The sequence below is a fragment of the Vallitalea longa genome (assembly GCF_027923465.1).
In the GTDB taxonomy this organism is placed as follows: Bacteria; Bacillota; Clostridia; order Lachnospirales; family Vallitaleaceae; genus Vallitalea; species Vallitalea longa.
Genome location: NZ_BRLB01000007.1, coordinates 120,958 through 134,104 on the forward strand (window position 1 = coordinate 120,958; position 13,147 = coordinate 134,104).

The window sequence follows — 13,147 nt, forward strand, 5'->3', positions numbered from 1 at the left end:
ATCTTATTGAGCAAGTTCTGTTAATACATTCTCCCCTTTGTCTACTATGATATAATCCGAGTATTGAAATATAGGGGCATTTTTATCAGTATTAACTGCAATGATGAGCTGTGCACCCTTGATACCTACCATATGCTGAGTTGCTCCAGACACTCCAAACGCAACACAAATATCAGGACTAATACTTATACCCGATTGACCAATCTGATGATTCTCTTGAATCATCTTCTCTTCTACAGCTGCCTTTGTTCCTACAACTACAGCACCATATTGTCTGGCAACGGACTTGCATAGGTCCATAGAATTTTTCATACCTCTTCCCACGACAAAGACGATTTTAGCTGATTTTATATCCACACGCTCCTTAAGATTCAATGCCTTACGTTCCAGGACTTCAATGTTTTTCTCAGATTTTTTTTCTATATATGGAAAATACTCCATATTGTAACTTTTACCATTTGTTACAAATTCAGAATCAAAAATATTTTCTTTGATTGTACACATCTGGAGATTTTTGTTGATACATGTTATCTTAGCTAATACAGATTCACTCATAGCAGGTCTAATAAATACATATCTATCCACTTCATTATCATACTGTACATCAGTACAACAAGCAGTCAATCCAGCACCAAATCTGACAGATAATATCGCAGCAGTCTGCCTACCTGTTATAGAAGCTGGAAATAATATCACATCAGGCATTTTATCTTGTAGCATTGCCTCTATGCACTTAACATACAATGAGATACTGTATCCTTCATTTTGTTCACAGAATATAATTCTATCTGCTCCGTATTGAAATAATTTCTCAAACTGATCTTCCCGACTCATTCCAACACAAATAACAGAAACCTCATCCTTATCGTTTCTTCTTAATTCAATGCCTTTATGCAAAATCTGTAAAAGGTGTTCTGTAGCATATCGTTTATCTTGATCACTTATAATCCATATTTTTTTATTTCTCATATGTACATACTCCATTATTTTTCCCTAATATGATATTCTTAATTATAGAAGCCGTATCTTTGATATCTCCATCTAATACGGTCTGTTCTTTTTTTACGATAGAGTTGATTTTATTAACATCTTGAACAACGGTTTTAGACCCTTTCAGTCCACACATGGACTTATCAACCTGTAAGTCATTTGTATCCCAAACAACTATTTTATGATTCTTTGCACGTTTTAACCTTAACAAATTCATGTTTTTATATATGGTTGTGCAATTCCTATAAGAAATGACTGCAGGTAATTTTACCCGCAACTTTTCAAAACACTCTCCATTCTCTCTTTCAATGGATACATTTTCCATATTTAAATCAGTTATGTTCTCAACCTGAGCTATACAAGGCATCTTGAGTTGTTCAGAAAGAGCATATGAAACTTGTCCTGTCTCTCCATCCACTGTTTTTTGACCACAGCATATGAGATCTACATCACTTATCTTTTCAATTGCCTTTTTTAACACATATGAAGTTGCAATGGTATCCGAACCAGCAAAATGCTTATCGTGTAAATGAATAACCTCATCCACACCAAGCCCAATGCAACGTCTCAATGTATCTTTTGCAGCCTCTGGACCCATACTGATACAGATTACTTCTGTACCTTCTTTTTTCATATCAATGATGTTTTGTAAAGCGAATAAATCATATGGATTTATTACTAAGTTTTCTCGATAATCATCTTCCTTATACACAAGTTCTTTTTTGACAGGTTTAATACACATAACTATTCTCAAGTAATCAAATCCTTTCAATTACATTTATAGCACCTATAATGCTCGACTTCTGATCATATTGTATATCGTATTTTTCTGCATTTCGTTAGTTCCGGAATAGATGCTGCAAGCAAGGGCATCCCTTAATTCTCGTTCTATTTCATAATCTTTTGTATATCCGTAGGCACCAAATATCTGAAGGGCGTCTCTACATGTCTTAATATAATTTTCACTAACATAGAGTTTAAAGATAGAAGCATCCATAAATGCACTTTTACCTTGATCCTTAAGCCATGCTATCTTATATAACATTAGTCTTGACAATTCTATACTCACCTGCATGTCAGCTATTTTGTGAGATATAGATTGGTTCTCACCGATTAACCTATTGAATTGTTTACGATTGTTTACATGCTCTAGACATCTTTCCATTATTCTCTGCATAACACCTACATGAGGAGCAAATTCATAGCAACGCTCCCATTCAAGTGCAGCAGTCATTATATTAGCTCCCATATTGAAAGTACCTAGAACGTTTTCCTTAGGTACGATACAATTATTAAGGACAATTTCTGAAGTAGGACATGCTCCAAGTCCCATCTTCTTTATATCTTCACATACCTGAAATCCTTCAAAATTTTTCTCTACAACAAAAGCAGTATAACGTTTGAATGTTCCTTCACTTGTTACTGCAAAAACAATAAATATATCCGCAATTGGACCATTGGAAATAAACATTTTAGTACCATTTAAGACATAATAATCTCCTTTATCTTCTGCATGAGTAGTCATACTCATAGCATCCGATCCAGCTTCTGCTTCGGTTATGGCAATTGCACCAATTTTTTCTCCTGCTACCATCTTTTTCAGATATTTTTCTTTTAACTCTTTACTACCATACAGATAAATAAGATTTTGACTTACCCAAATATGATTATTGACCACAAAAATAAATCCATTATTTTTGCAAGCATATCCTAACCCTTCAAACATTAAAGCTGCTGTTAGATAGCTTTCCCCTAAACCACCATATTCTTCTGATATAGTAACTCCTAGTAATCCTAGATTACAAATTTCTTTCCACATTTCCATGGAGAATGTCTCTATGTACTTGCTGTCATTAAGATGATTTTTTGCGAAATCGATAATTTCGTTTTTTAACATTATTTGATCTTTTGAAATTAAGAAATCCATTGTATCCCTCCTTATGTTTTAGTACTATATTAACGCATAGATATTCCATAATCTTGGCTACTTACATATTAATTATCTACTTATTAATACTTACCTAAACAATACTGACATGTTCAACTATGTTATAAGTTGCAAAACGCATTATAACTGAATATATCAATAATTTAGAATTTTCCCATAGTTAGAGATTAACCATTTAATTATACTCATACAGGAAATAAAATAAATCGATAATTATAAATCTTATGAATAGTTAATATGAAAATGCTAATATATAAGTATCCTATCTTCACAAATAACAGCAACTTCAGTATGTAGTTTTATCTAATAAATTGACACTAATTAGAATTTATAGTTATAATTATCATCTTATTGTAATAATATCATTTTTTTGCGAATTTTTCAATGTTTTTGTTATTTATTTCTAATTACATAATTTATTAACCAGTATATTAATTATTGTATATTATCAAAACTATATAAAAGGTTATTATATTATAAATTTATCCTAATTAAAACTCTACTTAATTTTTTATATAATTACTATATGTATTTTCAGTGTATTAATTTAATTATGTATTTAATTATTTCGTAATATTACTCAATCAAATATAATTACAAAAATTCTCTACATTAAAAAAACCCATTCTTCGACAGTTTACTTTATTAATAAGTAAAAGCCTAGAATCCTTATTCTATAAAGATTTCTAGACTTTGTAACTGTAAAGATGCAATTATTGAAACCTTTTTATGTAATAAATCCTTGAACCAAAATCTCCAATGTATCTTACATTTTCATTGAAACCTGCTCCATTAAATTGCTGTAATAACTTAAATCCAGCATACATCAAACTATCACCAAACGTATCAATCTTTTGAACGTCATTTTTAAACATATAATTATCTGATATGGTCTTATGTACAATACCTCTTAATCCATTGGTCTTAACATTAAAAGGTACATAATCATTAATAAGTTCACCGAATCTCTCTATGTTCATATATTGTTCACGGGATTCAAGATGATATGAAGCATTTTTATCTAATCCTTTTAATTTTACAGTTTCTAAATTTTCATTACTTTCTTGTAACTTCTGATAGTATCCAAGTAAAGCTTCATCTTTATCTTTTGAAACAACCATCCAAACAGCATGATTACTGTTAAAAGGAGATTTGATTCTATAAAATGTACCAAACTGTAATAGTTTTCTATGTTTTTTATAAAATTCAACTTGTTTTTTAATAGCTTTCTTTTCAAAATTGGATAAATTATTTAAATTAAGCTCATAGCCTAAAAGTCCAAAACAAGCTACATTAAATCTTGATTCTATATTATTTTGTCTTAATACCTGATGAGAAGGATTCGATCCTACATGAGCACCAAGAGTACTTAATGGATATAATAATGATGAACCATATTGAATGTTCATTCTTTCTCCTGGATCAGTATTATCACTTGCCCATGTTTGAGGCATATAATATAGCATCCCAAGATCATATCTGTTACCACCGCTGGCACAACTTTCAAACAAGATATCTTCAAAATCATTTTTTAATCGTCCTATCAAATCATATAAACCCAATATATATCTATGTGCTAATTCTTTTTGCCTGTGTTTTGGCAAATATGAGGAATATATGTCAGTTACGGATCTATTCATATCCCACTTAACATATCTGACTTTTCCTCGTTTAAATACACTGCTAAGCTGATTATAAAGATAACTTATTACATTAGGATTAGCCATATCCAGCATAAGCTGGTTTCTTCCTAATGATGATTCCCTATTATCGAGTTTAATAACCCAATTTGGATGTCTTCTATATAAATCGCTTTCTTTAGATATCATTTCTGGTTCTACCCAAATACCAAATTGCAAGCCTAATTCATTTATTTTACTACTTAATCCTGCCAAACCATTAGGAAGTTTTTTATTATCCTCAATCCAATCGCCTAAACTGGTTGTATCATCGTTACGCCCTTTGAACCACCCATCATCAAGAACAAATAATTCCATACCTAATTCTTTAGCCATTTTTGCAAGTTTCAATAATTTCTTTTCATTGAAGTCAAAATATACTGCTTCCCAACTGTTATATAATAAAGGTCTTTTCCTGAACTGCCATTGTTTTGGAATTAAGTTATAATTAATAGCATTATGAAAATTTCTACTCATATCACCTAGTCCCCTATATGAATATGTCATAATCACTTCAGGTGTTTGAAATTCTTTCTTTTCATCTAATATCCAGCTAAAATCAAAAGGATTAATCCCCATTTGTATTCTAGTTCGATTATGGGGATTAACTTCTACCAAACCTTGATGATTTCCGCTATATATTAAAGCAAATCCATAACATGAACCATAATCTTCTGTAACATCAATATCTGCTAAACACATAAAAGGATTATGATCGGCACTTGAAGTGAATCTTTTAGAGTTAATATAATATACACCTTTTTTAAGTCGTTGCTTTTGTATATGCTTTTCTCTAATCCATTTACCTTCAAGAGTTATTAGGTCATAATTGTTATTTTCGAAATCAATGTTTAGACTCATAGCTTTTTCTATTTTTATTTTACTAGATTCCCCATTAATGATTTTCATACTTCTAGTTATGATATCTCTATCATAGAACACCTTATATATTAATACAACATATACGTCAACAATCTGATCATATAGAGTTATTTCCAGCGACTCCACTTTATCTTCATTTTGAAAAGTATGAGGTAATCCAATTAACTGTTTATTGCCTTCATAAATAATATGAGATTGATATAAGAAATCACTTACTCTTGAGTTGTCTTCCATTTCTATTTGTAACGAAGGTTCTCCATAATCAGATTTACCATATGTGGCTATTTCTAAATTAGTTACGTTCAAAGAATAATTATTACATTTCTTGCTATAATCAGTTTCATTCCCGACTGGTGTAGCGTAGCTTCTATATAGATTACTGTAATCATTTCTATCTTTTATTCTTCTTCCATAGTATAGATGAGATAGATGATTAGATTTTAGTACTTTCATAATATAGCTAGTATTAGCTGTTGATAAATGAAACTCATTGTTATTATTAACATAAATCATTCTTTTCACCTTCCTTAAGCATATTCAATATATTTGATCAACCATTACAAAGCGAATTCCCCACAATGTGTAAAAGTTCTTTCTGGTTATTAGTGTATCATAACGTATATTTCATGTAAACTTACCGCGTATGAAAACACTTCTATTTCATATGCTAATAAAGAGGACTGCCAATAAGATAGAAAATGAGCAGTTCACTATTTAGCGTAACTGCTCCTTCTTATATTTATTAATAATCATATTGTTTTTTATAATCTTTTTGTTCTTAGCTTGTATAATTTTCTAATAGCCTAATCAGTTCTTCTTCGTTATTTACTGTTATTCCTTTTTTTAATTTATTCATCAACTCTTCTTCTAGACCACTAACAGGAGTTTCAACAACTTTTCGCAAGTATTCTTCTAAAAGTTTATTTAAACTATCTGACTCCATATTAGATGAATATCTTTCATCCTGTTTATAATCATAGAAAATTCCCATCACTCCATTATATTCTTTTAAAATATATTTTTTACTTTGGTTTAGTTTATTCAGATGCCATAATTTCTTAAGGATTTCAGATAGTTCCTCTTCACCGTATACTATTATTCCGTTATTTAATTTTTCCTGTTCTTCCCATACAAGGTTATTTACTTCTATATCAATTGTATCTCTCAGATAGTCATTGATATTAACATTATTCTCTTCACCTCTATAGTCATGAAAAACCCCTATATTAGTATTATATCTCTTAATAATATAATATTTATCAGAACGGTCTTCAATTATCGTTCTAAGAATAACTTTTTCTGCTGAAAAAGATATTAACTGATATTCAGGATAAAATTCCTCTATCTGTTCTCTTGTCAGATTAATCATATAGTATGGTGGTTCAACTTCTTTCTCAATCTCGAGTTTACCATCCACTGTATAATAATTCTGGTATTCTATACGTGTTGAAGACATTATCTTAGGCTCTTTTACAGTATCTACTGAAACTATATCATTGTTGACATTACCTGCTATTGGTTCAATATCAGTAATGTTTTCTTTATAATTTTCTATATAATTTTCTTCCTCAATCAGATTTTGACTATTATTCTGTAATAGATTTTCACTGTTGTTTTCAATATTGTCCAAATCAGTTTGGTCTATATTTTTATCAAGCAGTAATTCATTATCGTTTTCATTAATATTATCATTAAATACATATCCATAAAATTCATTAACTGCAATTACACTTATAGCAACTACACATACAATTGAAGCTATAATTAGTATTTTTTTGTTCTTCACCAAAATCACTCCTTACGAGTATTTTTGGTATAAGTATTAACAATATTTACAAATTTTATACATATTTATGTTTTCTTTGAATATCCTACAAGATTAACAGTAATTATATTTTAATTTTATGCCAAACTTATTTTAACAATCTTACCTTGTATAATAGTTTAACTAATTTATCACCTTGGGGTACTAAATATAATTCTTCTTCATCAACACCCTTTAATTTGACCAATAATAACAAATAAACTATTATCCCTACAAATATTGCAACTAATGTTGATATCATATTCCCTATATTCATTACGTCAAATAATCTAATAACTATATTACAACATAATCCCATTATCAGTGCTGAGATAGCAGGAATCACATATGTCTTTTTGATATCGAATCTAATTCTAGTATATTTTTTTATTGCTCTCATATTAAAGAATGCTGAACTAAATGAGAATATTATATTAGTCACAACAGCTCCAATTAAATTAGTATTAAAAACATATAGTAGAATTATATTGAAGAATATTTTAATAAGCAATGACTTGACAGCACTTATAACTGGAATTCTCAATTTGTTCATTCCTTGTAATATACCAATTGATATTGTGGATAAGCCAAAAAATACAACGGATATAACTCCTATCTTAAGTAATAACGCTGTTTTTTCTAGATTAGTTTCACCAAATAACAATCTAATTATAGGTGTAGATAAAACAAATATCCCTACACACGCTGGAATGGCAATGAACATTGTGAACCTGATTGCCATATTAATTTTTCTTTTTATCTGTTTCTTGTCTTTTAACACTATTGATGTTGTGATACTAGGTATTGTAGCAGCAGCAATAGATGATGCAATGGAAATTGGAAGCGTTATAATGGTTTTGTATTTTCCAGTTAACAAACCATATAGGGTATCAGCCGTTTCTTGATTATATTCATGAAACCTTAAAGCATCATTAAACATTATCATATCAACTAAATTAGTTAAATGAAATGTTGCACTACCTATAACTATAGGTACAGCAGTCATGAGAACCAATTTTGCATAACTCGGATAAGTATTGCTATCGCTAGAATGAGTATCTTTATTAACCCGTTTCATAAATAGCTTTCTTGACATAAAATAAATAGCTATCAAAGTTAATAATCCTGATAAAGCTCCTATTCCCGTTCCAAATGTTCCTCCAGCTGCTGCGAATTCATAACCTTTCGATAAGAACATAGTAGCTAAAACAATACTAAATATCGCATTAAAAATCTGTTCTACTATTTGTGAAACAGCAGTAGGAATCATTGTGTTCATCCCTTGGAAGTATCCCCTAAATACTGCCATTAATGAAAATATAAGTACAGTTGGAGCTAATGCTTGTAAAGCATATTTTGACTTTTCACTATAAACCAATTTCGCAAGTAGATCAGAACCAAAAAACATGATACTTGCTGATATTATCCCTATAATAAGTGCAAGCACTACAGCAGAGATAAATATTTTATGGGCCTCTTTATATTTCTTTACAGCCATTCTTGCCGATACAAGTTTTGATACACCCGCTGGAAAACCATATGATGAAATAACAAGTGCAAAAGAATATATGCTAAATGCCTTATTATAACATCCCATTCCAACATCTCCTATAGTATTTACTAATGGGATTTTGTAAGCAAAACCAATTAATCTAACTATTATTCCTGCTAGAGCTAATATTGCCCCCTGAACTGCTAAGTTACTACCTTTTTTCTTTTGTTTCGAACTATTCATCTTCACACCTCAAAAATAAAATAAAGTCTCTTATATATTATACTATAATTTTACATTTTTCAAATAAAGTTTACATTATTATTTTTTAAGATATATTATTTTTCAAATAAACAAGCTATAGTATTAGCTAATATTGTTGACTAATACTATAGCTTTTATATCAATTTCTAAAAAATTACATGATTAAATATAATTATAAATCAAATCTCACTGGTAAAAGATCATCTAGTTCGTATATTTTTGTTTCACCTTTATCGTTAGCCAATATTATTTTACCTTTTGGCATTAACTCTGCCATTACCTGTCTACATATACCACAAGGAGGAGTAAAATCACCGCTTGAACTTACAATTGCAATTGCTTCAAAATCTCTGTCTCCTTCAGATATTGCCTTGAATAATGCAGTTCTTTCAGCACAGTTAGTAGCTCCAAATGAAGCATTTTCAATATTACACCCTCTGTATACCTTTCCATGTGTTGTTACAACAGCAGCTCCTACACTAAAATTAGAATAAGGGACATATGCCATTTCTTTTGCCTTAAGTGCTTCTCTAACTAATTCGTTATAATCCATATTACAATCATTCCTTTCATATAACATATAAAACAGTTCCTTTAGTAAATTATGCATTATATAAATAGTAATCAGTAACTATTTAGTAAAAGTTATTTTATCTTTTCTGTTCCTAGGGAAAACTGAAACCCATGTTTTTCCTCTATTTATTTTAATCTCTTCTCCACCTTCATTATAATATAACGTCGGTTGATAATGAGAAGTTTTCTTCCATGTTATTTTTGTAGCTTTACCATTAGTGATATAATATCCATCTCCAGAATCCACTAGTGACATATCCATACAACCGTATTTGTCACCTTTTATGGTCCATATATTGGAAAATTGAATTATGATATTCTTAAATTTCAGTTGTTCATCCGTTTCTCGATCAATATGTTTACCACTGAATTGGAATCTATAATACATTTTATCCTTTTCATTATACTCAAACCAAGGTTTTTGTTCATAATGGGAATATGGCAAATCTATATATGTTGCTTCCATATTTGAAACTAAATCCAACTCATCATCAGCAAATTTGAATTTGGATTTAAAATTTTCATCAATATTTTCTCTATATCCAACTTGTTTCCAAGTCTTCATCAATTTTTCATAACTAGTATAAGTACTATGAGGTCTTACTCTAGTTGGGTCTTGGAAACACATAACCGCATCAAGTCCAGAAAGTCCTTCTAGATGAGGTGAATTCCATTCAGTGAATTTTTTAAATGCATGAGTACTTTTACCATAATGAACATATATAGCATCATGGTCAAAAGCAAAATCAAGATAATAATGTCTTGCACTTCTTACTGGACCTATCTTTTCTGCATCAAAATCTCTGAAAACAGCAAAAAGTCTTGTGATACCACCTTCAACAAGTGTTTCATACACTATATCTGCTTGAGCAATTCCACTCTGTGGCATAGCCGCCTTTAAATTATTAATCATTATCCCTATAGGTCTTCTATTGGCAGCTTCTTCACTAATCCAAAGACCTGTCAATGTATTAATTACCTTTCCTTCGCGATTATCTTTTTCTTCTGTATTTTTCCCATTTTCAAGTGTTATATCAATATAATTGTTATCTGCTAAAATATCTAGTACACTTGCTTTAGTATTGTTTTCATCATTCGTATTATCCTCGGATACTTTGTCTTTTTTGCAACCAGTTATTGTAAGCATTGTTAATGTTATTACTGCCAAAGTTATTGTTATAAGTACTTTATTAAGTGGTTTATTCATTTTTACATCATACCCTTCTCTTTAGTATATTTCTAATTTTAATCTTTCATGTCTCACAGATTAGTAAATTTTAGGTATAAATAATATACATCCGATGATAACTGCGCCAAAAGCAGCTAATAAAGTAGCTCCTGCAGCAATATCTTTTGCATATTTCCCTAATTGACTATACTTGTTTCCACAAACCAGATCTACAGTATATTCAACAGCCGTATTCAATAATTCAGTGATAATAACCATCATTATAGTGATAATAAGTATCATATATTCCCACTTGGTAAAATCAAAATACCAAGCAAACAATATAACCATAATAGTAGCTAATACATGAAGTTTAAAATTCCTTTCAGTTTTAAAAGCTTGAAATATACCTCTAAAGGCACATCTAAAACTATCAGTCAGGTGTCTATTCTTCATCTTCTAAGACCTACTTCATTTAATATTTGTTTTTGCTTAGAAAGCATAACTTGTTCTTCCTCTTGTATCATATGATCATAACCCATTAAATGTAACATGCTATGAGCTGTTAAAAAGCCGATTTCTCTTTCTAATGAATGATCATATTCTTGTGCCTGCTGTTTAGCTCTTTCTAGTGAAATTATTATGTCGCCTAACATAAGTTCTCCTGTATCCAAGTCGAACCATTCGTCATTATCTTCTTCTATTTCATCAAAATTACTTGGTCTAGTAAAATCTATCAAAGGAAATGACAATACATCTGTTGGCTTGTCCATATTCCTATATTCTTTATTGATTTCTTTTATCTTCTCATTATCAGTAATTGTTACACTGATTTCAACTTCATAAGGGCATTCTTCTTGTTCTAATGACTGTGCAATTACTTTATTTATGATATCCATATAGTTCTTATCTAGTTTTTCTTCAAGTTCATTATTTATTATTATCGACAACTTCATTTCCTCCTACTTTGTTATCAGGATATTTTACTCTTTCATGATATAATCCATTATAAACCTTCATAAATGAACCTGCTATAACAGGTAATTCCTTTATCTTAAGGTTACATTCACTTAACTGACCTTCTGAAAACTTGCTGTTAATTATTTCTTCAATACATTTTTCTATATTACCAAGTGTCCTTTTGGACTCATGTAATGAACGTATATATGCTTCTGTACAATCAGCCAACATTATAATAGCAGCCTCATTGGTTTGAGGTTTTGGCCCAGCATATCTAAAATCATCTTCATCTACATCAAATCCATCACTACTCTCTTTAGCTTTAAAATAGAAATATTTAACTAAAGTATCTCCTTGATGTTCTCTAATAATACTTCTTACAGCTTTTGGAAGATGATTTTCTGTAGCAAGTTTAACTCCATCCCCAACATGGTTGATTATTATTTTAGCACTTGATACAGGATCTAACTCATCATGAGGATTAACACCATCTTGATTTTCAGTAAAATACATTGGATTTTTTAATTTACCAATATCATGATATAATGCTCCCGTTCTAGCAAGTAAAGCATTTGCACCAATATCATTAGCTGCTGTTTGAGCTAAATTAGATACCATTTGACTGTGATGATATGTACCAGGAGCTTCCAACAATAATCTTTGTATCAATTTTTGGTCAGAATTAGTTAATTCTAATAATTTTAATGGAGTAGAAACATCAAATAATGTCTCCCATAATGGTAAACTTCCAATAGTTATTATTACAGAAAAAACAGCATTGAGTACTCCATAAAAAACATCTGTGACATTAAATTCTACAAAACTTCCATGCTGATACAAATTAATCAGTACCACCAAAATAATATTTACTATGCTAAGATAACCAGCTACAAAAACAATCTTATTCCTTCTTTTAGCTTTTGTAATTACCAAACATGATAAAGTACCGGAAATCATATAAAAAATGAAGAAATCTATTCCATTGCCGCTCACAAGTAATCCTACTATCGTTAATAACATATTGGTCATAATACCAAGTCTACTATCTATCATTATAGCAATCAACATACCTGCTATACTTATAGGAATAAGAAGATAAGGTAATTTATTCATAGCTACTACTACAATCATCATAATAACATAGATACATATAAATAGTAGTAGTTTGTTTTTTTGTTTAAATAAGTCCCTGTTAAAAAAGTACATATATATATATAACATACTGAACAGCAGTATTATAAAGCATCCAACACTTACTTTAACTAATAGTTGACTTTCGCTAAGTGCTATAACTGATGCTATAATCGTTATTAAAATCATTAATGTTGCAAAAAAAGATATTAATATACTTATTTTTTTATAATGATCTTCTTTGGTTCTCATATTC

The 13,147-nt window shown here is 29.9% G+C and carries 11 protein-coding genes; all 11 read right to left on the minus strand.

Annotation, left to right across the window (positions count from 1 at the left end; genetic code table 11):
• Positions 1-3: 3 nt before the first annotated feature.
• The 11 genes from QMG30_RS12875 to QMG30_RS12925 all read right to left on the minus strand — a co-directional run bounded on the left by QMG30_RS12875 (position 4) and on the right by QMG30_RS12925 (position 13,143).
• Entirely contained in the window at positions 4-969 is a 966-nt protein-coding gene (locus tag QMG30_RS12875) for an electron transfer flavoprotein subunit alpha/FixB family protein (protein WP_281815967.1), read from the minus strand.
• Entirely contained in the window at positions 959-1,744 is a 786-nt protein-coding gene (locus QMG30_RS12880) for an electron transfer flavoprotein subunit beta/FixA family protein (RefSeq protein ID WP_281815970.1), read from the minus strand. Before QMG30_RS12880 ends, QMG30_RS12875 begins: the two co-directional genes overlap by 11 nt.
• Positions 1,745-1,777: 33 nt before the next feature.
• Positions 1,778-2,917: an acyl-CoA dehydrogenase family protein gene (locus tag QMG30_RS12885; RefSeq protein WP_281815972.1), complete on the minus strand. Its 1,140-nt coding sequence runs from the start codon at positions 2,915-2,917 to the stop codon at positions 1,778-1,780.
• A gap of 734 nt (positions 2,918-3,651) precedes the next feature.
• Complete coding sequence (locus tag QMG30_RS12890; protein ID WP_281815974.1) at positions 3,652-6,012, minus strand: alpha-galactosidase; 2,361 nt, start codon at positions 6,010-6,012, stop codon at positions 3,652-3,654.
• A gap of 265 nt (positions 6,013-6,277) precedes the next feature.
• Positions 6,278-7,285: a hypothetical protein gene (locus tag QMG30_RS12895; protein ID WP_281815976.1), complete on the minus strand. Its 1,008-nt coding sequence runs from the start codon at positions 7,283-7,285 to the stop codon at positions 6,278-6,280.
• Positions 7,286-7,412: 127 nt separating this feature from the next.
• Complete coding sequence (locus QMG30_RS12900) at positions 7,413-9,038, minus strand: putative polysaccharide biosynthesis protein (RefSeq protein ID WP_281815977.1); 1,626 nt, start codon at positions 9,036-9,038, stop codon at positions 7,413-7,415.
• Positions 9,039-9,231: 193 nt separating this feature from the next.
• Positions 9,232-9,639, minus strand: coding sequence for a cytidine deaminase (locus QMG30_RS12905; protein ID WP_330680736.1), 408 nt, complete (start codon positions 9,637-9,639; stop codon positions 9,232-9,234).
• 51 nt (positions 9,640-9,690) lie between these two features.
• On the minus strand, positions 9,691-10,839 hold the full coding sequence (locus QMG30_RS12910; protein WP_281815980.1) for a DUF3048 domain-containing protein: 1,149 nt from the start codon (positions 10,837-10,839) through the stop codon (positions 9,691-9,693).
• Between the two features lie 60 nt (positions 10,840-10,899).
• Positions 10,900-11,256, minus strand: coding sequence for a diacylglycerol kinase family protein (locus QMG30_RS12915; protein WP_281815981.1), 357 nt, complete (start codon positions 11,254-11,256; stop codon positions 10,900-10,902).
• Positions 11,253-11,750: an rRNA maturation RNase YbeY gene (ybeY, locus tag QMG30_RS12920; protein WP_281815982.1), complete on the minus strand. Its 498-nt coding sequence runs from the start codon at positions 11,748-11,750 to the stop codon at positions 11,253-11,255. Before ybeY ends, QMG30_RS12915 begins: the two co-directional genes overlap by 4 nt.
• Positions 11,731-13,143, minus strand: coding sequence for an HD family phosphohydrolase (locus tag QMG30_RS12925; protein WP_281815983.1), 1,413 nt, complete (start codon positions 13,141-13,143; stop codon positions 11,731-11,733). Before QMG30_RS12925 ends, ybeY begins: the two co-directional genes overlap by 20 nt.
• Positions 13,144-13,147: the final 4 nt, after the last annotated feature.

What these genes read in the sequence shown, in the direction of transcription:
- QMG30_RS12890 (WP_281815974.1), bottom strand. Translation starts at nt 6,012, where the DNA reads ATGATTTATGTTAATAATAACAATGAGTTTCATTTATCAACAGCTAAT.
- QMG30_RS12915 (WP_281815981.1), bottom strand. Translation starts at nt 11,256, where the DNA reads ATGAAGAATAGACACCTGACTGATAGTTTTAGATGTGCCTTTAGAGGT.
- QMG30_RS12925 (WP_281815983.1), bottom strand. Translation starts at nt 13,143, where the DNA reads ATGAGAACCAAAGAAGATCATTATAAAAAAATAAGTATATTAATATCT.
- QMG30_RS12910 (WP_281815980.1), bottom strand. Translation starts at nt 10,839, where the DNA reads ATGAATAAACCACTTAATAAAGTACTTATAACAATAACTTTGGCAGTA.
- QMG30_RS12875 (WP_281815967.1), bottom strand. Translation starts at nt 969, where the DNA reads ATGAGAAATAAAAAAATATGGATTATAAGTGATCAAGATAAACGATAT.
- QMG30_RS12905 (WP_330680736.1), bottom strand. Translation starts at nt 9,639, where the DNA reads ATGTTATATGAAAGGAATGATTGTAATATGGATTATAACGAATTAGTT.
- QMG30_RS12885 (WP_281815972.1), bottom strand. Translation starts at nt 2,917, where the DNA reads ATGGATTTCTTAATTTCAAAAGATCAAATAATGTTAAAAAACGAAATT.
- QMG30_RS12900 (WP_281815977.1), bottom strand. Translation starts at nt 9,038, where the DNA reads ATGAATAGTTCGAAACAAAAGAAAAAAGGTAGTAACTTAGCAGTTCAG.